The organism is Cupriavidus sp. UYPR2.512 (assembly GCF_000379565.1).
Lineage (GTDB): Bacteria > Pseudomonadota > Gammaproteobacteria > Burkholderiales > Burkholderiaceae > Cupriavidus.
In genome coordinates this window covers 106,395-126,419 of sequence record NZ_KB903195.1, presented here as the reverse complement: position 1 = coordinate 126,419, position 20,025 = coordinate 106,395, and the positions used below count along the sequence as shown (strand labels likewise).

Genomic DNA, 20,025 nt, shown 5'->3' with positions numbered 1-20,025 from the left:
CCTCTCCCCGACCCTCTCCCGCAAGCGGGAGAGGGAGCACCCAGCGGGGTATCCGGAATCGCGGCCCTTGGCAAACCTCAGCCCATCTTGCTGAGGATGTCCTGCATTTCGTCGCTATTGAAGGCGCGCAGGGTTTGCGTGCGCACGTTGCCGGCCGCGCCGATGGTCAGCCCGAAGCTGGTCATGGTGGCATCGTCGGGGGCCTCGACGGTGAGCACGATGTCGTATTTGCCCAGCGTCCAGTAGATGTCCTTCATCTGCACGCCCAGGCGCGCACCCATCTCGCGCACGGCGGCGGCGCGCTTGGTGGTGTCCTTGACGGTGCGGATGCCCTGGTCGGTGAAGCTGGCTAGCACAATGTAGCGGGTCATGATGCGTCTCCGGCGAATTGGATCGGGCGCCGTCCGCACATACCTGTGACGCGAGCTGCGACCCGCACCGCGCGGCAATGTACGGAGGGTGGTTCAGGGCCTCGGAGCGGGCCGCCGGCACCGCGGTCGAGGCAATTTGCCTCGCACCGACGGAGTCCTGCGTCCACGAGTCTGAGCAAATTCAGGACCACGCATATTGCGAGCCAATGGCGTTGGCTGGCGCTTGCAGGACGGTTCACGCAGGTTCAGTCCCGGCTCGCGTGGCAAATTGTTTCAAAGCTGATACTGCTTCAGTCCGTGTGGATCTTGTCGTCTATACTTGACATATAGATCGGAGGTCCTGGCCATGAACCCTGCAACGCTCGGAAGTGCAATCCAACGCAAGCGGATCGCCTTAGGCCTGACACAGCAGCAACTGGCCGATATGGCGCAACTCTCGCGCCAGTCGCTCAACGGTATCGAACATGGCACCGTCAATGCCACGCTCGAGACCCTCGGCCGTCTGCTGGACGTGCTCGGCCTGGCGCTCGATGTGACAGATCCTGAAGCCAGCCGCCAAGCCAAGGGATTGCCGACCCGGGCACTCTGGATGGCCGCGAAGGGTGCCAATGTCAGCTATACGGGCGAGCTGACGCCCCAGGAGCTTGAGCGGGCGCTGGCCACGGGCGAGGTGCCGGCCGAGTACCACCCCCAACTCGCACAGGTACTGGATGAAGCGCCCCTGCAGCTAGTCACCAAGGTGGTCGCCGAAGTCGCAGCCAGGCAGCACCGGAAGCCAGCGGAAATCTGGAAGAACCTCAGAACGCTCGCCCGCCCCCTGACTGCGACGCGGGGAGGGCTGTGGGCATGAACGTCGTACTAAAGGGTGCCGTTTGGGAGAGCCTGTTTCCTCACGCTTTCACGCTGATGGACGAGGTCCGGCGCCACGGCGGCATCGAGCCGTTCTGGACCTTCGGGGGAGGGACGGTACTGATGCTCCGGTACAACCATCGCTTCTCGCGCGACATCGACCTTTTTGTGCCGGATCCTCAGTATCTGGGCTTTGTGACCCCGCGCCTGAGCGAGGTTGCCGAGGCCATTTCGGGCGACTACATCGAGCAGGGGAACTTTGTAAAGCTCGTGCTCGAATCCGGCGAAATCGATGTCGTGGCTGCGCCAAACCTGACCGCGAACCCATTCGAAACCTGGACGATCATGGGGCAGGCGGTCAGAGTCGAGACGGCGGCTGAGATCGTGGCCAAGAAGCTCTATCACAGGGGCGACCGTGCAACTGCGCGAGATCTTTTCGATCTGGCTATGGTGGTCGAGCGCGACCCCCAGGCGCTGTCGGCGGCCGCACCATTTTTGCTCCGGCACGCCCACGCATTCCTGGCACAGATAGATGCAGGCGCCCCTATCATGCGTGAGCAGTTTGCCAGGATCCAACGGATCGGGTTCAGCCAGAGTTTTGACGAATGTGTGCTGTTGGCCGGCGATTTTCTCCGTTCTCTGGGGTAAGAAGCCTAATGACTACAGCGGCCCGCCTCGCCCTTAGTCAGGCTCGCCATCGCCTGCACGCCCATCTAGCGCCCGCATGTTGTCCAGCAGCTTGAGCAGGTAGTGCAACGTGTGGGTCAGGTCGTTGGTGGAGAACCCATCCAGCGCCTGCTCATAATAATCACGGATCTTCGGCTGCGCCTGGTGCAGCCAGACCTCCCGTCCCGGCTCGCTTATCCGTACCAGCCTTGAGCGGCGGTCGCGCCCGTCAGGCGCCAGCGTCACGTGGCCATCGCGCTCCATCCGGCCGACCAGCCCAGACAGGTTCTGCCGGGTCACCATCAGGTAGCGGGCCAGATCGCCCACGCTCATGCCCTCGGCCGCTTCGGGACGCGACAGCGCGCCCAGCACAGCCCACTGCTGCGTGGTCAGGCCTTCCGCTTCGACCGCCCGCGACCCTGTTTTATGCAACATGTTTGCGCATTGGTAGAGCCGGAAGAACAGCCGGTTGGCCAGTTCCATGCGCGCATTGGTCGGGAGTTCTCCTCCCGTTTCGGGGTTAACCATAGTCGTTTTCCATAGATGAATGGCTTGCGCGGGCTGCGGCTGCCTCCTATTATAGGTAAACATATTTACCTAATTTGCGGCGCAAGTGCTGGCACATGCCCGGCACGATAGCACCGGAACCCTGAAAGGAGAACGCTGTGCAAGGACTCGAAGGCAAGACGGTCATCGTGACCGGTGGTGGTGGCGGCATCGGCAGCGCAACCTGTTTGCGCTTTGCGCGGGCGGGGGCGGCGGTCGGCGTGCTCGACCTGAACCCGGAGGCCGGCGAACGCGTGGCCGCGCAGATCCGCGAGGCTGGCGGCCGCGCGCTGGCAATGCGTTGCGATATCACCGACCGCCCCAGCGTCGATGCCGCGGTCGCGGCGGTCGAGCGGGAGCTCGGGCCGGTGGACGTGCTGGTCAACAACGCGGGCTGGGATGTGTTCCGGCCTTTTATCAAGACCGAGCCGGCGCAATGGGAGCGGCTGATCGCCATCAACCTGACCGGGGCGCTGCACATGCACCACGCGGTGCTGCCGGGCATGGTCGAGCGCCGGCGCGGGCGCATCGTCAATATCGCCTCGGATGCGGCGCGCGTGGGGTCTTCCGGCGAGGCGGTCTATGCGGCGTGCAAGGGCGGGCTGGTGTCGTTCTCCAAGACCATCGCCCGCGAGCACGCGCGCCACGGCATCACCGTCAATGTGGTGTGCCCGGGGCCGACCGAAACCGCGCTGTTCGAAGACTACAAGCAGGGCGCGGGCAACCCGGAGAAGCTGGTCGAGGCCTTCACGCGCTCGATCCCGCTGGGCCGCATCGGCCAGCCCGACGACCTGCCCGGCGCGGTGCTGTTCTTTGCCGGCGACGACGCCGCCTTTATTACCGGCCAGGTGCTGAGCGTGTCGGGCGGCCTGACCATGAACGGCTGAACCCGCAAGCAACCAGATCACGGAGACCACCATGCAATACGAAGACATCCTGTACGAAGTGCGCAACGGCGCGGCCTGGATCACCATCAACCGCCCGGAAAAAATGAATGCCTTCCGCGGCCGCACCTGTGACGAGCTGATCCATGCCATCAACCGCGCCGGTTATGACCGCGAGATCGGCACCATCGTGCTGGCAGGCGCCGGCGACAAGGCCTTCTGCACTGGCGGCGACCAGTCCGCGCATGAAGGCCAGTACGACGGCCGTGGCACCATCGGCCTGCCGATGGAAGAACTGCACAACGCCATCCGTGACGTGCCCAAGCCGGTGATTGCGCGCGTGCAGGGCTATGCCATCGGCGGCGGCAATGTGCTGTGCACGATCTGCGATTTCACCATTGCATCGGACAAGGCCGTGTTCGGGCAGGTCGGGCCCAAGGTGGGCTCGGTCGACCCGGGCTATGGCACCGCCTTCCTGGCGCGCGTGGTCGGCGAAAAGAAAGCGCGCGAAATCTGGTACCTGTGCCGGCGCTACCCGGCGGCCGAGGCGCTGGCGATGGGGCTGGTGAATGCGGTGGTGCCGCATGAGCAGCTCGACGCCGAAGTGCAGAAGTGGTGCGACGAGATCCAGGACAAGAGCCCCACGGCCATCGCCATCGCCAAGCGCTCGTTCAACATGGACACGGCGCACCAGAGCGGCATTGCCGGCATGGGCATGTATGCGCTGAAGCTCTATTACGACACCGAGGAATCGCGCGAAGGCGTGACGGCCTTCCAGGAAAAGCGCAAGCCCGACTTCCGCAAGTACGCCAAATAAGCTGACAGCCGACCGGGCGGAGACAACCATGAATCCCTATCTTGACGAAGACCTGATGGCGCTGGCGGAACACGCGCGCCGCTTTGCCGACGCGCGCGTGGCGCCCGGCTACCTGGAGCGGGACCAGACCCGCGTGCTGGACCGCGCGCTGATGCGCGAGATGGGCGCAATGGGCTTTATCGGGCCCGAGCTGCCCGAGGCCTGGGGCGGGCAGGGCCTGGGCTCGCTGGCGGCCGGCGTGATCCATGAAGCGGTGGCGCGTGCCGACCTGAGCCTGTCGTATATCAACCTGCTGGCCTCGCTCAATGGCCAGATCCTGGCGCAGCACGCCCGGCCTGAGATCGGCGCGCCCTGGCTGCAGCGCCTGACGCGCGGCGAGGCCCTGCTGGCAATCGCGCTGACCGAGCCGCGCGGCGGCTCCGACGCGGCCAGCCTGCGCCTGCGCATGGAGCGCGATGGCGACGCCTACGTGCTCAACGGCGAGAAGACCTCGATCTCCGCCGCCGACCAGGCCGATGCCGCGGTGGTCTTTGCCCGCAGCGGCACCGTCGAGGCCGGCGCGCGCGGCGTCTCGGCCCTGCTGGTGCCGATGGACCTGCCGGGCATCACCCGCAACCGCTTCGACTGCCATGGCCAGCGCGCCATCGGCCGCGGTTCGATTTTTTTCGAGAATGTGCGCGTGCCGGCCAGCCACCTGCTGGGCCAGGAAGGCGAGGGGTTTGTGCAGGTGATGCAGGGCTTCGACTTCTCGCGCGCGCTGATCGGCCTGCAGGTGCTGGCGGTGGCGCAGGCCGCGCTGGACGAAACCTGGGCCTATGTGGCAGAGCGCCAGGCATTCGGCAAGCCGCTGTCGGCCTTCCAGGGGGTGTCGCACCCGCTGGCGGACTTCCAGACGCAGGTGACCGCGGCCCGGCTGCTGTGCCTGCAGACGCTGTGGCTGAAGGACCATGGCCTGCCGCATACGGCGGAGGCGGCGATGTGCAAGTGGTGGGCGCCCAAGCTGTCCTACGACGTGGTGCACCAGTGCCTGCTGTGCTTCGGCCACGGCGGCTATGACCGCGGCGTGATGGAGCAGCGCCTGCGCGATGTGCTTGGCTTCCAGATCGGCGACGGCACCGCGCAGATCATGAAGACCATCATCGCCCGTGCACGCGCGGGGCGCGAAGCGGTACCGGCCTGAAGCGGCGCGATGTGCGCCGGGACCGCCCGAGCCGACCCATATCAAGGAGACCAGCCATGGATTTCGACGCCGTACTGATCGCGCCGCGCCGTGCCGCCAGCATTGCCGCCGGGCGCTGGCACGACCGCACCGTCAACGACTACCTGAGCGCCTGCGTGCGCGACCTGCCCGACGCCCCCGCACTGACGGCGATGAGCCTCGACAGGGGCAGCGTGACCCGCTTTACCTGGCGCGAGCTGGCCCGGATGGCGGACCGGGTGGCGGTCGGGCTCAGCCGCCTCGGCATCGGCGCGCAGGACGTGGTGTCCTGCCAGCTGCCGAACGGCTGGCACCTGAGCTTGCTGTATCTCGCCTGCGCGCGGCTGGGCGCGGTGCTCAACCCGCTGATGCCGATCTTTCGTGAGCGCGAGCTGTCGTTCATGCTGGCGCATGCGCAATGCAAGGTGGCGGTGGTGCCGCAGGTGTTCCGCGGCTTTGGCCATGCGCAGATGCTGCAGGGTTTGCGCGAGGCCTTGCCGGCACTGCACCACATCGTCGTTGCCGGCGGCGACGGCGCGGACAGCTTCGAGGCGCTGCTGAGCGGGCCGGCATGGGAAGACGAGCCCGATGCCGCCAACATCCTGCTGTGCAGCCAACCGGGCCCGGACGACGTCACCCAGCTCATCTACACCTCCGGCACCACCGGCGAGCCCAAGGGTGTGATGCATAGCGCCAACACGCTGTTCTCCAACATCGTTCCCTATGCCGAACGGCTGCGCCTGTCTGGCAACGATGTGGTGCTGATGGCCTCGCCGATGGCGCACCAGACCGGCTTCATGTACGGGCTCCTGATGCCGGTGATGCTGGGCGCGCAGGCGGTGCTGCAGGATATCTGGGACCCGGCGCGCGCCGCGGCGCTGATCCGCGAGGAAGGGGTGACCTTCACCATGGGCTCGACGCCGTTCCTGACTGACCTGGCGCGCGTGGTGGCGGAGTCCGGCACGCCGGTCCCCAGCCTGCGCACCTTCCTGTGCGCAGGGGCGCCGATCCCCGGCGCGCTGGTCGAGCGCGCGCGCGCGACGCTCGGCGCGAAGATCGTGTCCGCCTGGGGCATGACAGAGAACGGCGCGGTCACCACCACGCTGCCGGATGACGGCGACGAGCGCGCCTCGACCACCGATGGTTGCCCGCTGCCGGGCGTCGAGATACGCGTCGTGGACGGCACCGACGCCGACGTGCCGCCTGGCGAGACCGGCCGCCTGCTGGTGCGGGCGTGCTCCAACTTCGGCGGTTACCTGAAGCGCCCGCAGCTCAACGGCACCGATGCCGACGGCTGGTTCGACACCGGCGATCTCGCACGGCTCGATGCTGGCGGCTACCTGCGCATCGCCGGACGCAGCAAGGACGTGATCATCCGCGGCGGCGAGAACATCCCCGTGCTGGAAGTCGAGACCCTGCTATACCGCCATCCCGCGGTCTCGCAAGTGGCCATCGTGGCCTACTCCGACGAGCGCCTGGGCGAGCGCGCCTGCGCCTTCGTCGTGCCGCGCGCCGGCCAGGCGTTCGACCAGGCGGCGATGGTGGACTGGCTCAAGGCGCAGAAGATGGCGCTGCAGTACATCCCCGAGAAGCTCGTGGTGCAGGACGCACTGCCGGCCACGCCCGCCGGAAAAATCCAGAAGTTCCGGCTGCGCGAGATGCTGCGCAGCGACGCGTCCTGAAGTTGGCGCCGCGGTTGCCCCGGCCACCGCGGCACGGCGCGCAGGCGCTCAGCGGCATTGCGTGTGCGCCGCCCCGACCGCCTCGCCGAACAGCTCCGCCACCAGGTCGATCTCGGCCTCGTCGATCACCAGCGGCGGCAGGAAGCGCACCGTTGCGCCGTGGCGCCCGCCCAGTTCGACGATCAGCCCGCGCTGCAGGCATGCGCGCTGCACGGTGCGCGCAAAGGCGCCATCGGCAGGGTAGGCGCCCACGGCGTCGGCATCGGCACGTTCGTCGACCAGCTCCACGCCGAGCATCAGGCCGCGTCCGCGCACTTCGCCGATGGCGGGGCAGGCGCACCGCGAGGGGCGTGCTGCTCACTCCAAAAGCGCAATTAACCGCCAAGCATTCCACCCACCCAAGTCCGCGCATCCGCGCCAGGGCTGGCAGGGCGAGGGGTGTCCAGCCCCACCTGTCACCGGCCTGCTCCGGTATAGCCTCGCCTATGCGGCGCCAGCAAGCGCCGCAGCCATTGCCGCCAGGCGCCCGCTGCCGGCCTGGTGCCTTCCCGGCAGCGCGTCACGTGCAGCGATGCCGTGGTGACGGCATACAGCTCGATATGGCCGCTGTCGGACAACGTAAAGCTCTCGCTCGCCGTCAGCGCTGTATCCTTCGGGTCGCCGTCGCGGATCAGCCAGAGTTCGCCTTCGGTGCAGCGCACGGCGACGTGTTCGCCGGCGCCCGCCACCAGCCGCAGCGAACTGCGAGCGGGCAGGGTGGCGGTCATGTCATTGCTCACCAGGAACATGATGGTCTCCAGGTTCAGTCGGCGGCCAGGCCGTGCAACGCGGGCGGGATCACCGCGCGCGGGGCTGTGCCGGGCCTGATGAAGTCGGCGATGCGCCGGATCACGGCGGGATCCTGCAGGATGCGCCGATGTCCCAGGCCGCTGGTGGTGGCCAGTTGCGCGCCGGGCCAGGCGCCGGCGATGGCGGCGCCGTCTTCCCAGCGCACTTCCTTGTCATTGCGGTCATGGATTACCAGCGTTGGCGGGACTGGACGGGTTCGGCCGACGTCGGGCACATTGAAAGCCGACCATGGCAGTCCCAGCCAGCGCTCGCTCTGGCGCTGCATGCGCGCCAGCACGCCGGGGGTGAAGCCCATTTGCCAGGCCAGCGACGCACACGCGGCGTGCATGTCGGCCGGCGCTCCGACCAGCACGGCGGCGCGGGCGGGCAGCCCCTCGCGCAGCGCCAGCGCGGTGGCTGCGCCGCCGAGCGAGTGCGCCACCACGGCGTGTACCGGCCCCGCGTGCCAGGCTGCGGCGAGCAGCGAGCGCGACATTTCCAGCACCGAGGTCTGTGCCGCGCCGCGCGCGCCGGCATCGGAGGCGCCGTGCGAGAGCGCATCGAAGGCCACCACCCGCATGCCGGCCGCCAGCAGGCCTTCGACAACCGCATGCCACTGGCCGGCATGGCCGCCCCAGCCGTGCGCGAGCAGCACCACGGGACCGGACGTGCCCCAGCGATAGACGCGCACGCGCCGGCTCGGGCCCTGGCCCGTCACCAGCGCCCAGTCGGCGCGCGCACCGTCCAGCAAGTGCCGCGCAGCCGATGTGGCGGCGGCGCGCGGCGGGTTGAACCAGATGTGCTCCAGCGCCCGCGCTGTCGCGCCGGGCCTGACCATGCTGCCCACCTGCCAGCGCAACCGCTGCCAGCCCTGCAAGGCCCGCTCCACCGCGCCGGACTTGCCGGTGCGCAGCGGCGCATTGCCGGCGCGCGCGGGCAAGGGCGCGCCGGCGGGGGATGAGGAAACGGGGGAAGGAGAAGAGACTGCTTGCGTCACGACCTGCACCTCCAATGGATTCTGGATTGCACGGCATCATCGGCACCGGCCCTACCGGCGGCTTTCCGTGCTGTTATTACGACCGACCAGTCGTGCTTTTTTGATGCAAAAAAAGCCCGCCGGAGCGGTTGCTGCCTGCCGGCGGGGTAGCGCCGGCGCCAATGTGTGGCTTCAGTGGCCGCGGGCGCCTTCGGCGGCACGGGCCACCAGTGCCGCAAATGCGTGTCGCGCCATGGTCTCGGCATCCTCGCGGCCAAGCAGCTTGAACGATTGCTGGAAGGCCATGCCGATACCCGAGAGTTCAAAAGCAAATTGCCGCGGATCGGTGTCCGGCCCGAAATGGCCCTCATCGATGGCGTCGCCCACCACGCGCGCAACCGTGCTGTGCCAGTCCTTCAGCGACTGCACGACCAGGTCGCGGATCGAGCCCGGCCGGTCTCGGTATTCCTGGCCCAGCGCCGTGAACAGGCAACGTCCCTGCGTCACCGTGCCGCCCAGCCATTCCAGGTAACCTTCGAACAGCCCCTGCAGCCGGGGCATCCCGCGCGGCTGGCGCATCGCCGGCCGGATCACGATCTCGCCGAAGCGCTCCACGGCCAGGTCCAGCACGGCCTGCTGCAACACCTCCTTGGATTTGAAGTGCGCATACAGGCCGCTCTTCGACATATTGGTGTCCGCGGCCAGCGTGGCCAGCGACAACTGTTCGAAGCCGACCTTGGCAGCGGTGTCCAGTGCCTGTTGGACGATGGCATTGCGGGTGAGTTGTCCTTTCTGCATGGCGTGAAGAATAGCACGACCGGTCGGTTTGTCAACGAAACCAGATGCATGGTATTTGCCCCGACTTGCGCACTTGTGTCGGGGAGGCCATAACGTCATATGGATAGGCATGTGACGTCAACGCAAACCGCCAAGGCCCGTTAGAGACTGGGCGGTGCAGCGATGCTATGCACGATCCGGCTCTTTGATGGCTGCCAGCCGGCCGATGTCAGGGCGGGATTGCGGACTTCTAAGAAATCTGCACAAAGTGTTTCTGCGGTTACATACGGAACGCTTTGCGTGCTCTATACTCGAATGCACGTCCGCGCACTTTTTTTCACTGGTGACTGGAGACCGACATGAACAGTACAGCCGTGCCAAGAGGCGCTAGCGAACCGTTCCGGCAACTGCGGGCGTTGCGTCGCGCGCGCAAGCTCAAGCAGGAGGACGTCGCCCGTAAAGCGGGGATTTCCCGGGAAGCCTACCTGCGGGCGGAGTCGGGTCAGGCCGATCCCCGCATGTCGACGTTCCTGGCCGCCTGCGAGGCGCTGGGCCTGGAAGTCGTGCTGGCCCCGCAGCATCTTGCCGCAGACGTCAACGCATTTATTGCCAGCCGCAATGGCGGCGTGACGGCAGCTTCCATGGCTGGCCAGCCGGCCGCCGGAAGCACGGCCGCGCCGGCTGCGGCACCGGCTTCCGGAGGCGGTTTCGGCTCCGGTACCGGAGAGGGCCACAAGCCGGTCTGACCAGCCGCTGCCTGGCCGGCCGCGTTCGCAACGCGCCGGCACCGGCAGCTGGCCTCCAGGCCACCCATGACAACCGGCGCGGGGCGTTCCGCACCGCGCCGGTTGCCATTGTCCTGAGCGCCGTTCACGATGCCCGGCGCGATCACGCCGCAGGCCCGGCTGCCTGCTTCGGCGTTTTCTGCCTTTCCCGTTTTTTTCCTTTCCGCTGCGTGAGCGATTGCCGCCACGCAGGCGTCAACGCGCGTCCCAGCGCCTGGCGGGTTTCTTCCCGCTTTTCCCGTTTCCCGCCTACAACTGCAATGCAAGCGGCGTCCGACGCATGCGCAGGCGATGCCATTTGACACGTCCGGTACTCGATATTACGATATGGTAAATGCATTACGCATTCCGTAATTCTTGCCATGTGCACACGCAAAGGCTGAATACGGACCGGCAGGCACTCCCAGCAAGAGGCCGCCAGGCGCCAGCGCAGCGCCAAATGGACCGAGACCCAGGAACGCTGACGACACCATGACACTCACGCACACCCAGCTTGCCGAGCACGGCTATATGTCCGGCTTCGCCAATGAATTCGCCACCGAGGCGCTGCCCGGTGCGCTGCCTGTGGGCCGGAACTCGCCGCAGCGCGCGCCCTACGGCCTGTACGCCGAGCAGCTGTCCGGCACGGCCTTTACCGCGCCGCGCGCACACAACCGGCGCTCGTGGCTGTACCGCATCCGCCCGGCCGCGATGCATACGCCGTTCACGCAGATCGAGCAGTCGCGTTTCCTGAGCCGTTTCGACCAGGTGCCGCCGTCGCCCAACCAGATGCGCTGGAGCCCGCCGGCAATGCCGTCGGTGCCGACCGACTTTGTCGACGGCATTGTCACCATGGCCGGCAACGGCGGCCCCGAGGCCATGACCGGCTGCGGCATCCACCTGTACCTGGCCAACCAGTCGATGCAGGACCGCTTCTTCTACAACGCCGATGGCGAGATGCTGATCGTGCCGCAGCAGGGCCGCCTGCTGATGGTGACCGAGCTGGGCCGCCTGGAAGTGGAGCCGCAGGAGATCGTGGTGATCCCGCGCGGCGTGCGCTTCCGCGTGGAGCTGCCCGACGGCGAGTCGCGCGGCTATATCTGCGAGAACTACGGCGCGTTGTTCCAGCTGCCCGACCTGGGCGTGATCGGCTCCAACGGCCTGGCCAACCCGCGCGACTTCCTGTCGCCGGTGGCCAGCTATGAAGACCGCGAGGGTGATTTCGAACTGGTGGCCAAGTTCCAGGGCAACCTGTGGCGCGCCGGCATCGGCCACTCGCCGCTGGACGTGGTGGCCTGGCATGGCAACTACACCCCGTACAAGTACGACCTGCGCCGCTTCAATACCATCGGCTCGATCAGCTTCGACCACCCGGATCCGTCGATCTTCCTGGTGCTGCAGTCGCCGTCGGCCACGCCGGGCGTGGACACCATCGACTTCGTCATCTTCGGGCCGCGCTGGCTGGCGATGCAGGACACGTTCCGCCCGCCCTGGTTCCACCGCAATATCGCCAGCGAATTCATGGGGCTGATCGCGGGCGTCTACGACGCCAAGGCCGAAGGCTTTGCCCCGGGCGGCGCCAGCCTGCACAACTGCATGAGCGGCCACGGCCCGGATACGGAAACCTTCGAGAAGGCCAGCGCCGCCGATACCTCGCAGCCGCACCGCATCGAGGACACCATGGCCTTCATGTTCGAGACCCCGGGCGTGATCCGCCCGACGCCGTATGCCGCGCAGTCGGCCTCGCTGCAGCAGGACTACTACACGTGCTGGCAAGGCCTGAAGAAACACTTTAACCCGAACACCCGCTAACCCCGGGCGCCTGGCCGCCCGCCCGGTTTTCTCCCCTCGCCCGCTTGCGGAAGAGGGGCCGGGGGAGAGGGCAGGCGCTCGTCAAGCATGACGCGTCACCGCACGCGACAAGTGCCACCAAATTTTCGGAGTATCCCAATGACCGCCCCCAAGACCAGCTGGATCGCTTCCGCCAACGACGGCCAATCCCACTTCCCGCTGCAGAACCTGCCGTATGGCGTGTTTTCGACCAAGGGCCAGGCTCCGCGCGTCGGCGTTGCCATCGGCGACCAGGTGCTGGACCTCGCCGCGCTGGATGAGGCCGGCCTGCTGCCGGCCATTGCCAAAGGCACGTTTGCCGCAGCCAGCCTGAACCGCTTTATCGCGCTGGGCAAGCCGGTCTGGAGCGAAACCCGCAAGCGTCTGACGGCGCTGCTGTCCGGTGATGACGCCGCGCTGCGCGACAACGCCGCCCTGCGCGACAAGGCACTGGTGCCGATGTCGGCCGCGACGCTGCACCTGCCGGTGGAGATCCCGGGCTACACGGACTTCTATTCGTCCAGGGAGCACGCCACCAACGTCGGCCGCATGTTCCGCGACCCGGACAATGCGTTGCTGCCGAACTGGCTGGAGATCCCTATCGGCTACAACGGCCGTGCCAGCTCGGTGGTGGTGAGCGGCACGCCGCTGCATCGCCCCAACGGCCAGATCAAGCTGCCGAACGAGGCGCGCCCGGTGTTCAGCCCCTGCCGCAAGCTGGACTTCGAACTGGAGGTGGGTTTTATCGTCGGCAAGGAGACCGCGCTGGGCGAGCCGGTCAGCACCGCTGCCGCGCCAGAGCATATGTTTGGCATGGTGCTGCTCAACGACTGGAGTGCGCGCGATATCCAGCAATGGGAATATGTGCCGCTGGGACCGTTCAACAGCAAGAGCTTCGGTACCTCGATCTCGCCTTGGGTGGTGACGATGGAAGCGCTCGAGCCGTTCCGCCGCGACAATCCCGAGCAATCGCCGCAGCCGCTGCCGTACCTGCAGCAGCAGGGCAAGAATGCCTACGACATCGCCCTGGAAGTCGCGTTGCAGCCGCAGGGCGCAGCGGCACCCAGCACCATCTGCCGCACCAACTTCAAGGCGATGTACTGGACCATGGCGCAGCAGCTGGCCCATCACACGGTGTCGGGCTGCAATGTGCGCGTGGGTGACCTGATGGGCTCGGGCACGATCAGCGGCACCACGCCGGATTCCTACGGCAGCCTGCTGGAGCTGACCCGCAACGGCGCCGAGCCGGCGACGCTGGCCGACGGCAGCCGCCGCGGCTTCCTGGAGGATGGCGACGAAGTGACCATGACCGGCTACTGCCAGGGCGAAGGCTATCGCGTTGGCTTCGGCGTGGTGTCGGGCAAGATCCTGCCGGCGCGCTGAAGCGTTTCAGCCGGCGCTGCGGTCGGCGCTTTGGCCGACTGCGGCGGCATCCAGGATGACCGCCGCGCGGCCTGACAGCAGCGCCCGGCCCGCGGCGCTGACGGTGAATGCATACAGCACGCTGCTGCCTTCACCGCTGATGCGCTGCGCCTCCACCTGCAGCGGCGCCTCGATATCGTCTAGCCGCTCCACGTGCAGCACCAGCTTGCGCACGCTGGCCAGGTAGCCCGAGCGCGGGCGCTGCGCGTCCTTGCCGGGTTCCGCCTGCGCCAGCAATGCGCCGTGCACGGCCATTGCCTGTGCCGCATATTCAATCCCGCTGACCGCGGCCAGCCGGCCCTGCGCGCGCAGCGGGTTGTCCGCGCGCGTATGCGTGGAGGAAGTGCAGCGAACCGATGCCGCATCCCAGGCCAGCACGCCGTCGAGCAGGCACATCGTGCCCTGGTGCGGAATGCGTGCCGCGATCCAGTCGCGGTCTTTCAACAGCTCAGCCATCCGCCTGGTAGCAGAGGCTTTCCACCTCGGCTTCAAGCTGCAGCGTGTCCAGATAATCGAGCACCACGGTGGTGGTCTTGCCGCGGGCGATGGCCGCCAGCAGCGGCAGCATGCGTGCGGCCGGCGCCGAGGTACGCAGCGCTTCCAGCGCGGCGTCCGGCATCACCGTGGCCGGTGCCTGCTTCAGCGCCACGGCGATGCGCGCGAGCGAACGCGCCGTCTGCCGCGGCGTGACCAGCAGGGCTACGCCGAAGGGATCGGGGATAGGGCGGTGGCTGTGCAGCGGCTCGGGATAGCCGGTGTCATAGGCGATCAGCAGGCAGGGCTCGGCATCGGCGGCGGCCTGGAGCACGCATTCGAGCAAGCCCGCGCTGCCACTGCCATCCATGGCGCAGAGCACATTGGAGGTGCGCATCGCGCCCGCGGCGATCGACCAGTAGCCGGCGGTCGCGTTATGCACGGAGTTGTGGAAGCGCGTGGGCGACATCAGCGGCTCGGGCTCGGCCAGCGCTTCGCAGATGGCATGGAAGTTCTGGCCGTCGCTGCTGGACGAGGCAAAGATCGTCGGCAGTTGCGCGGCATCGAGGCCGCTGGCGGCGACGGCCTGCTGGCCCACCCCCAGCGCCAGCCGTACGGTCGGGCCGGTGCGGCGGCGCTCGGCCGGCGGCAGGCCCGCGGGTGGCGGCAGTTCGGTGGCCGCGTGCGCGTACGGCACGCGGCCGGCAAGGACTTCGGTGGCCTGCTGCCAGCCGGTCAGGCCGGGGCCGAGCAGGCCGATGCTTTCGATATAGACGTGCTGCGGCATGGCGATGCTCAATGGGAAGCTGCGTCCGCGCGAGCGAACAGCAGGCTGCAGTTGGATCCGCCGAAGCCGAAGGCATTGGTCATCGCATAGCGCAGCGGTGCTTCGCGGTTGGCGAGCTGGTAGTTCACGTCCAGCGCCGGATCCACCTGCGTGGTGTTGATGCCGCCGGGCAGCAGGCCGTGGCGCAGCGCCAGCGCGCAAATGACGGCTTCGAGCGCGCCGGCGGCACCCAGCGCATGCCCGGTAGCGCCCTTGGTGGAGCTGCACGGCGTGCCGGGCAGCGCCGCGGCCATGGCCATCGCCTCGGCCGCGTCGTTGCTGCGCGTGGCGGTGCCATGGAGGTTGACGTAGCCGACCTGTGCCGGCGCGACCCCCGCGCTGGCCAGTGCCTGCTCCAGTGCCAGGCGCGCGCCCAGCCCGTCGGGGTGCGGGGTCGACATATGGTGCGCATCGCTCGATTCGCCGATGCCGGCCAGCAGGATGGCATCGCCTGGCGGGGTGCCGGCCACGCGCTCGAGCAGGCCGAATGCCGCCCCCTCGCCGATCGAGATGCCGTTGCGCGCAACGTCATAGGGCCGGCACGGCTGGTCGGACAACAGCTCCAGCGAATTGAAGCCGTACAGCGTGGTGTGGCACAGCGAATCGACACCGCCGACCACGGCTACATCGATCAGCCCTGCCTCCAGCATGCGCCGTGCCGAGCTGAACACCTTGGCGCCGGATGAACAGGCCGAGGACACCGCAGCCGCCGGGCCGGCCAGCCCCAGGTATTGGCGCAGGAAGGCAGGCAGCGAGTAGGGGTTGTGGGTGGTGGCGTAGTGGAAGCCCGGCGGCAGCGCGCCGCTGGCAGGATCCCGCTGGCGATAGGCCAGTTCCGTCTGCAGCACGCCCGCGGTGCTGGTGCCCAGGAAGACGCCGACCCGGTGGGCGCCGTAGCGCGCCGCCGCTTCGCGCACACGCGCGGCAAAGTCGTCCTGCTCCAGCGCCAGTTGCGCCAGCCGGTTGTTGCGGCAGTCGAATTCGGCCAGTGCAGGCGGCAGTGCCACGGCGTCCAGGCCGGGGACTTCGCCGACGAAGGTATCGAGCTCGACGCCGCCAAAGCGGCAGGGCGCCAGGCCGCCGCGCTGCGCACGCAGGGCCGACAGGGTGGCGTCTACACCGGCGCCAAGGCAGCTGGTGGCCGTGAAATGCGAGAACAGGAGCGGGGACACGGCTTAGGGGGAGCGAATTGAAGGAATCTCGGAAGGCTGTGCCAATTGTAACAAGCCGCCGCTCACTCAGGCTGGCGGCACGGCCGCGCGCAGCGTGACGCAGCGCAGGCCGGCTTGTTCGATGGCGGCGAGCAGGCCCGGCAGCACCGTGGCGCAGTGTGCATTGCCGGCGGCATCGGTGCCGGGGTTGCCGTCGTGCAGCAACAGGATGTCGCGCCCGGCGAGCTTGCCGCCGAGGCGCTGCGCCACGCGCGCCGCATGGTCGCCACAACGGGTATCGAAGCCGCGCCGGGTCCAGGCGGCAAGCTGAAGCCCGAGCCGGCACAGCACCGGCTCAAGGAAGGGATTGCGCAGCCCCGCGGGCGCGCGGAAGAAGCGCGGCGCCTGGCCGGTGAGGTCGGTCAGCACCTGCTGCGCGGCACGGATGTCGCGCAGCATGCGCCCGGGACCGAAGACCGAGAAGTGCAGCCGGTGGTACATGCTGTGGTTTTCCACGGCGTGGCCGCGGCGGACGATCTCGCGCACCAGTTCCGGATGCGCCGCGGCGCGCGCGCCGACGCAGAAGAAGGTCGCGCGCGCGCCGTGCTGGTCCAGCATGTCTAGCACGCGCGGCGTCAGCGCCGGGTTGGGGCCGTCGTCGAACGTCAGTGCCACGCAGTCACTGGCCGAGGGCGGCAGGCGCAGCAGGTTGGGGCCAAGCCAGCGGCTGCGCGGCCACAGGCCGGTGGCGCACATTGCCGCATGGGCGGCGCCAACGCCGGCCAGCGCCATGCCGATGGACTCAGGGTGCGCCAGCATCGCGCCGGCGGCACCCAGGTGCACGGCGGCGGCGCCGCAAAGCAGCGGGGTGGGGCGCCAGGTGCGGCTGTTGGAGGTGCCGCGCAAGGCAATGCGCGGTGCGGGATACGAATTCATCTTGCACTCCCGGCTGTGTCCGGCGCTGCCGGGCGCGCCAGGATCGCCGAAAACCACAGGGCCAGCACGGCACCGGGACCTACCGTCAGGCCGAAGGCCTTGAGCAGCGGCAGGCTCGACAGCGCCAGCAGGCCGAAAGCGGCCACTGTGGTGAGGTTGGCCAGCAGCAGCGACACCAGTGTATGCGGTGAAGCGCCCGCCACCTGGCTGCCCGCCGCGGGGCCGTTGAAGAATAGCGCGTAATTGGAACCCACGGCCATCAGCAGCAGCAGGCCCACCAGGTGCAGCAGCGTCAGCGGCTGGCCGAGCGCTGCCAGCCCTCCCAGCACCACCAGCGCCGCCGCGGCCAGCGGCAGCACCGTGGCCACAACCCGCCGTGCCGAGCGCAGCGCCACGGCCAGCAGCACGATGATCGCCAGCAGGCCGGCCAGCGACAGCAGCAAGGCCTCGCGCAGGTAGCCGGTGTAGAGGCGGTCGGATTCGCCCTTGAGGTCGACGAACAGCGTGTCAGGGACGCCAGCCCGCGCGACCGCGGCCCGCACCGCGCTGGTGTCGACGCCGTCGGCTGCGCCGGCGCCTTGCTGGGTGTGGGCCGGTGCGCGCAGCGGCAGCGTGGCGCTCCAGCGCCCGTCGCGCTGCGCCAGCAACGCATCGACAGCCAGCGCCATCGATGTGCCGCGCAAGTCCTCGCGCCGCAGCAGCGCACCGGTGCGCGTCGCCTCGGCCTGCGCCAGGAACGGCGCGAACAGTGACGCGCGCACCGGCTGCGTGGCGATGGCAGCGCGCAGGCGCTGCGCCAGCACGTCGGGCGGCGGCAGGCTGGCCTGGCGCTCGCGCTGGGTCGCCGCGCTGGGCAGGTAGCGCGCCGGGCTCTCGTAGCCGCCAATGAAATTCTGTGCCACCAGCGGGTCCAGTTCACGTGCCACGCGCTCCGCGCCCTGCAGCACGGATTCCTGGTCCGGCCCGGACAGCACCACCAGGTAGCGCACGTCGGGCGCGCCAAGATCCTCGCGCAAGCGGGTGTCGAGGGCCTGGTCGCCGGCCGACACCGGGCTCAGCGCCTGCAGCTCGCGGCCCCACAGCGTGCCGCGGTGCATGGCCAGCACCGTGCCGGCTGCCACCACCAGCACCAGCACCAGCCAACGCAGCCGGTGCGCGCGCGCCGCCAGCCACTGCAGCCGGCGGCCCAGGGGCGCCACGTCGCGCAGGTGCAGCGTGGCCGGCACCAGCTGCGGCAGCACGAAGCGCGTCACCAGCGCCGCGGCCGTCAGCCCGGCAATCGAATACAGCCCCAGCTGCGCCAGCCCCGGAAAGCCCGACAGCAGCAGCGAGGCAAAGCCGCAGACCGAGGTCAGCACGCCAAGGCGCACCGTTGGCCAGAAGCCGCCCAGCCAGGCGTGCTCGTCGCGCCGGCCATCGCGCGTGTACTGCGCGGACTGCACGAACAGGTAGATCGAATAGTCGACCGCCTCGCCGATCAGCGTGGTGCCAAAGCCCAGCGTCAGTCCGTGCACCGAGCCGCCGAAGCCCAGGCTGACCGCGGCAATGCCCGCCAGCGCGCCGCTCAGTACCGGCACCAGCCCCAGCACCAGCAGCGGCACCGAGCGGTAGACCAGCAGCAGCAGCGTGACGATGATGGCCACGCCGATGGTCGACAGGCGCTCCACATCATGGCGGATGGTGTCGCGTGCATTGACGGAAAACACGCCCGGCCCGGTCATCACCAGCTGGTACTGGCCGGCCGCTGCGGCCCTGCCAAACGCCTCGCGCACGGCCCCGATGGCTTGGGCCTGCGCATCCGTGTCAGACCCCGCGGCGGCCGTCTGCGCCAGCAGCACCGCACGCTTGCCGTCGCGCGACGCCCAGGCGCCGGCGTGCATGGGCACGCGCTGCCCGGCATCCAGCTGTGCCAGCATCGCGGCCACTTCGCCGGTGGGATCGCGCGGCAGCAGCGACTTGGTGAAGAGCCCGGCGGACGAGGCCAGCAGCTCGAACGATTCATTCAGTGCCTGCGCCAGGCCGCGTTCACTGAAGCGCTCCGGCGTGACCGCGGGGCTGAGCAGGTAGCGGTGCGCAAACACGTACTGGCGGTCTGCGGCCTGGTTGACCGGCTCGCCGTTCTGGATCGCGGTGAAGCGCGGATCGCCGCGCAGCTGCGCCGCCATGGCACGCGATACCGCGGCCCGGCCATCGGCATCGCCGCCCTCGATCCCGACCAGGACCAGGCGCGACACCAGTCCGTCGCGCAGCTGGTTCACCAGCAATTGCTGCTCGGCGCTGGGCAGGCGCGGCAGGAAGGCCGAGAGGTCGGCCGTGAATGTGGTGCGGCTGATGACAGCCGCGCAGGCGAGCATGGCGAAGAGCCACAGTGCCAGGGCGAGCCGGCGCGTCACTGGGCGCGTCGTTGCGGGCGGCGCTGCGCTCATGGGCGGGCGGCAGGACGGATCTTCAGCACCGAGCGGTCGCCGTCGGCCTGCCGGATCTCGACGCGGTCGAGCGCATCCTGGCTGCCGTCGATGCGCACCTGGCTGACAACCGCGGCCATGCGCGAGTCCGCCGGTGTCAGCGTCAGCGTCCAGCGGCTGGCACGGCCTTCCAGTCCGAGCTTGTAGTAGCGCTCCAGCGTCTGGCGGTTGCCTGCCAGCGTGCCGCGGATGCTTTCGACAAAGGCGGCCAGCTCGGGGTAGTTCTGCAGCGGCATGGTGTAGCGCTTGCCGTCGCGCTCGACCGTCAGCATGTCGCCGTCAAGCACCATGTTCTCGGTCTTGGGCGACAGTGTGCGCTTCTCCAGGTGGTCGGGCGCCGCGAACAGCAGTTCGCCGGACGACTGCACCGGCTTGTCGAGTATCGCCAGGTACTTGGTCTCGGTGAACAGCACGCGCCCCGACTTGCGCTGCGCCAGGGTGGACATCAGCTGGTCGACGCCGAACGTGGCGGCACCGGACGGTGTGGCCAGCGCAAGCATGGCGCCGGCCAGCAGCATCGACAGCAGAAAGCGGAAAGGGATTTTGGAAAGCGACATCAGGGG

Annotated in this window: 21 protein-coding genes; 9 read left to right on the top strand and 12 right to left on the bottom strand. The window is 68.5% G+C overall.

The genetic code is table 11. The features are described from left to right. Nucleotides 1-77: 77 nt before the first annotated feature. Entirely contained in the window at nt 78-371 is a 294-nt protein-coding gene (locus A3A5_RS0135235; RefSeq protein ID WP_018315128.1) for a GYD domain-containing protein, read from the bottom strand. A 346-nt stretch (nt 372-717) separates the two neighbouring features. Here A3A5_RS0135235 and A3A5_RS0135230 point away from each other — a divergent pair, with 346 nt between their 5' ends. Together A3A5_RS0135230 and A3A5_RS0135225 are read left to right on the top strand one after the other, a co-directional pair. Next, nucleotides 718-1,221, top strand: coding sequence for a helix-turn-helix transcriptional regulator (locus tag A3A5_RS0135230; protein ID WP_018315127.1), 504 nt, complete (start codon nt 718-720; stop codon nt 1,219-1,221). Next, nucleotides 1,218-1,868 carry a nucleotidyl transferase AbiEii/AbiGii toxin family protein gene (locus A3A5_RS0135225; RefSeq protein ID WP_018315126.1) on the top strand — a complete coding sequence of 217 codons (651 nt, stop codon included), beginning with the start codon at nt 1,218-1,220 and terminating at the stop codon, nt 1,866-1,868. Before A3A5_RS0135230 ends, A3A5_RS0135225 begins: the two co-directional genes overlap by 4 nt. 33 nt (nt 1,869-1,901) lie before the next feature. On the opposite strand, the gene A3A5_RS0135220 is transcribed toward A3A5_RS0135225, so the two are convergent. Continuing rightward, the gene (locus A3A5_RS0135220; RefSeq protein WP_026201444.1) at nt 1,902-2,414 is read right to left on the bottom strand and encodes a MarR family winged helix-turn-helix transcriptional regulator; all 513 of its coding nucleotides are present in this window, start codon (nt 2,412-2,414) and stop codon (nt 1,902-1,904) included. Nucleotides 2,415-2,551: 137 nt separating this feature from the next. On the opposite strand from A3A5_RS0135220, the gene badH reads away from it, so the two are divergent. The 4 genes from badH to aliA are packed head-to-tail and all read left to right on the top strand — an operon-like array spanning nt 2,552 to nt 7,013. Then, nucleotides 2,552-3,319: a 2-hydroxycyclohexanecarboxyl-CoA dehydrogenase gene (badH, locus tag A3A5_RS0135215; RefSeq protein WP_018315124.1), complete on the top strand. Its 768-nt coding sequence runs from the start codon at nt 2,552-2,554 to the stop codon at nt 3,317-3,319. A gap of 31 nt (nt 3,320-3,350) precedes the next feature. Further along, on the top strand, nt 3,351-4,133 hold the full coding sequence (gene badI, locus A3A5_RS0135210) for a 2-ketocyclohexanecarboxyl-CoA hydrolase (RefSeq protein ID WP_018315123.1): 783 nt from the start codon (nt 3,351-3,353) through the stop codon (nt 4,131-4,133). 28 nt (nt 4,134-4,161) lie between these two features. After that, entirely contained in the window at nt 4,162-5,313 is a 1,152-nt protein-coding gene (aliB, locus tag A3A5_RS0135205; protein ID WP_018315122.1) for a cyclohexanecarboxyl-CoA dehydrogenase, read from the top strand. A gap of 56 nt (nt 5,314-5,369) precedes the next feature. After that, the gene (gene aliA, locus A3A5_RS0135200) at nt 5,370-7,013 is read left to right on the top strand and encodes a cyclohexanecarboxylate-CoA ligase (RefSeq protein WP_018315121.1); all 1,644 of its coding nucleotides are present in this window, start codon (nt 5,370-5,372) and stop codon (nt 7,011-7,013) included. 48 nt (nt 7,014-7,061) lie between these two features. Here the strand turns inward: aliA and A3A5_RS0135195 are convergent, their stop codons facing one another. The 4 genes from A3A5_RS0135195 to A3A5_RS0135180 all read right to left on the bottom strand — a co-directional run bounded on the left by A3A5_RS0135195 (nt 7,062) and on the right by A3A5_RS0135180 (nt 9,615). Then, on the bottom strand, nt 7,062-7,328 hold the full coding sequence (locus tag A3A5_RS0135195; RefSeq protein WP_232431559.1) for a hypothetical protein: 267 nt from the start codon (nt 7,326-7,328) through the stop codon (nt 7,062-7,064). 140 nt (nt 7,329-7,468) lie between these two features. Next, nucleotides 7,469-7,801, bottom strand: coding sequence for a DUF2917 domain-containing protein (locus A3A5_RS0135190; protein WP_018315119.1), 333 nt, complete (start codon nt 7,799-7,801; stop codon nt 7,469-7,471). Nucleotides 7,802-7,815: 14 nt separating this feature from the next. Further along, entirely contained in the window at nt 7,816-8,838 is a 1,023-nt protein-coding gene (locus A3A5_RS0135185; RefSeq protein WP_026201443.1) for an alpha/beta fold hydrolase, read from the bottom strand. Nucleotides 8,839-9,009: 171 nt separating this feature from the next. After that, a complete protein-coding gene (locus A3A5_RS0135180) occupies nt 9,010-9,615 on the bottom strand; it encodes a TetR/AcrR family transcriptional regulator (protein ID WP_018315117.1) in 606 nt (201 codons plus the stop codon). A gap of 338 nt (nt 9,616-9,953) precedes the next feature. On the opposite strand from A3A5_RS0135180, the gene A3A5_RS42655 reads away from it, so the two are divergent. The 3 genes from A3A5_RS42655 (at nt 9,954) to fahA (ending at nt 13,571) form a co-directional block, all read left to right on the top strand. Further along, nucleotides 9,954-10,340, top strand: a complete 387-nt coding sequence (locus A3A5_RS42655; RefSeq protein ID WP_011617393.1) for a helix-turn-helix domain-containing protein — start codon at nt 9,954-9,956, stop codon at nt 10,338-10,340. A 510-nt stretch (nt 10,341-10,850) separates the two neighbouring features. Next, on the top strand, nt 10,851-12,170 hold the full coding sequence (gene hmgA, locus A3A5_RS0135170) for a homogentisate 1,2-dioxygenase (protein ID WP_018315116.1): 1,320 nt from the start codon (nt 10,851-10,853) through the stop codon (nt 12,168-12,170). A gap of 138 nt (nt 12,171-12,308) precedes the next feature. Continuing rightward, nucleotides 12,309-13,571, top strand: a complete 1,263-nt coding sequence (gene fahA, locus A3A5_RS0135165) for a fumarylacetoacetase (RefSeq protein WP_018315115.1) — start codon at nt 12,309-12,311, stop codon at nt 13,569-13,571. 6 nt (nt 13,572-13,577) lie between these two features. Here fahA and A3A5_RS0135160 read toward each other — a convergent pair whose 3' ends face one another. The 6 genes from A3A5_RS0135160 to A3A5_RS0135135 form a co-directional block, all read right to left on the bottom strand. Continuing rightward, nucleotides 13,578-14,066 (bottom strand): 3-hydroxyacyl-ACP dehydratase, encoded by a 489-nt coding sequence (locus A3A5_RS0135160; protein ID WP_018315114.1) that lies wholly within the window; start codon nt 14,064-14,066, stop codon nt 13,578-13,580. Continuing rightward, a complete protein-coding gene (locus tag A3A5_RS0135155; protein ID WP_018315113.1) occupies nt 14,059-14,871 on the bottom strand; it encodes a beta-ketoacyl synthase chain length factor in 813 nt (270 codons plus the stop codon). Before A3A5_RS0135155 ends, A3A5_RS0135160 begins: the two co-directional genes overlap by 8 nt. 8 nt (nt 14,872-14,879) lie before the next feature. Then, nucleotides 14,880-16,082: a beta-ketoacyl-[acyl-carrier-protein] synthase family protein gene (locus A3A5_RS0135150; protein ID WP_018315112.1), complete on the bottom strand. Its 1,203-nt coding sequence runs from the start codon at nt 16,080-16,082 to the stop codon at nt 14,880-14,882. A gap of 66 nt (nt 16,083-16,148) precedes the next feature. Beyond that, the gene (locus A3A5_RS0135145) at nt 16,149-16,997 is read right to left on the bottom strand and encodes a polysaccharide deacetylase family protein (protein WP_018315111.1); all 849 of its coding nucleotides are present in this window, start codon (nt 16,995-16,997) and stop codon (nt 16,149-16,151) included. Then, nucleotides 16,994-19,423 carry an MMPL family transporter gene (locus tag A3A5_RS0135140; RefSeq protein ID WP_026201440.1) on the bottom strand — a complete coding sequence of 810 codons (2,430 nt, stop codon included), beginning with the start codon at nt 19,421-19,423 and terminating at the stop codon, nt 16,994-16,996. The genes A3A5_RS0135145 and A3A5_RS0135140 overlap by 4 nt, the downstream gene beginning before the upstream one ends. Next, complete coding sequence (locus A3A5_RS0135135) at nt 19,420-20,019, bottom strand: LolA-related protein (RefSeq protein WP_018315109.1); 600 nt, start codon at nt 20,017-20,019, stop codon at nt 19,420-19,422. The genes A3A5_RS0135140 and A3A5_RS0135135 overlap by 4 nt, the downstream gene beginning before the upstream one ends. Nucleotides 20,020-20,025: the final 6 nt, after the last annotated feature.

Bases quoted from the DNA above. Each gene is read 5' to 3' on its own strand.
- badI (WP_018315123.1), top strand. From the start codon at position 3,351: ATGCAATACGAAGACATCCTGTACGAAGTGCGCAACGGCGCGGCCTGG.
- aliA (WP_018315121.1), top strand. From the start codon at position 5,370: ATGGATTTCGACGCCGTACTGATCGCGCCGCGCCGTGCCGCCAGCATT.
- hmgA (WP_018315116.1), top strand. From the start codon at position 10,851: ATGACACTCACGCACACCCAGCTTGCCGAGCACGGCTATATGTCCGGC.
- A3A5_RS42655 (WP_011617393.1), top strand. From the start codon at position 9,954: ATGAACAGTACAGCCGTGCCAAGAGGCGCTAGCGAACCGTTCCGGCAA.
- A3A5_RS0135140 (WP_026201440.1), bottom strand. From the start codon at position 19,423: ATGAGCGCAGCGCCGCCCGCAACGACGCGCCCAGTGACGCGCCGGCTC.
- A3A5_RS0135190 (WP_018315119.1), bottom strand. From the start codon at position 7,801: ATGTTCCTGGTGAGCAATGACATGACCGCCACCCTGCCCGCTCGCAGT.
- fahA (WP_018315115.1), top strand. From the start codon at position 12,309: ATGACCGCCCCCAAGACCAGCTGGATCGCTTCCGCCAACGACGGCCAA.
- A3A5_RS0135230 (WP_018315127.1), top strand. From the start codon at position 718: ATGAACCCTGCAACGCTCGGAAGTGCAATCCAACGCAAGCGGATCGCC.
- A3A5_RS0135235 (WP_018315128.1), bottom strand. From the start codon at position 371: ATGACCCGCTACATTGTGCTAGCCAGCTTCACCGACCAGGGCATCCGC.
- A3A5_RS0135145 (WP_018315111.1), bottom strand. From the start codon at position 16,997: ATGAATTCGTATCCCGCACCGCGCATTGCCTTGCGCGGCACCTCCAAC.
- A3A5_RS0135160 (WP_018315114.1), bottom strand. From the start codon at position 14,066: ATGGCTGAGCTGTTGAAAGACCGCGACTGGATCGCGGCACGCATTCCG.
- aliB (WP_018315122.1), top strand. From the start codon at position 4,162: ATGAATCCCTATCTTGACGAAGACCTGATGGCGCTGGCGGAACACGCG.
- A3A5_RS0135220 (WP_026201444.1), bottom strand. From the start codon at position 2,414: ATGGTTAACCCCGAAACGGGAGGAGAACTCCCGACCAATGCGCGCATG.
- A3A5_RS0135135 (WP_018315109.1), bottom strand. From the start codon at position 20,019: ATGTCGCTTTCCAAAATCCCTTTCCGCTTTCTGCTGTCGATGCTGCTG.
- A3A5_RS0135225 (WP_018315126.1), top strand. From the start codon at position 1,218: ATGAACGTCGTACTAAAGGGTGCCGTTTGGGAGAGCCTGTTTCCTCAC.
- A3A5_RS0135155 (WP_018315113.1), bottom strand. From the start codon at position 14,871: ATGCCGCAGCACGTCTATATCGAAAGCATCGGCCTGCTCGGCCCCGGC.
- A3A5_RS0135180 (WP_018315117.1), bottom strand. From the start codon at position 9,615: ATGCAGAAAGGACAACTCACCCGCAATGCCATCGTCCAACAGGCACTG.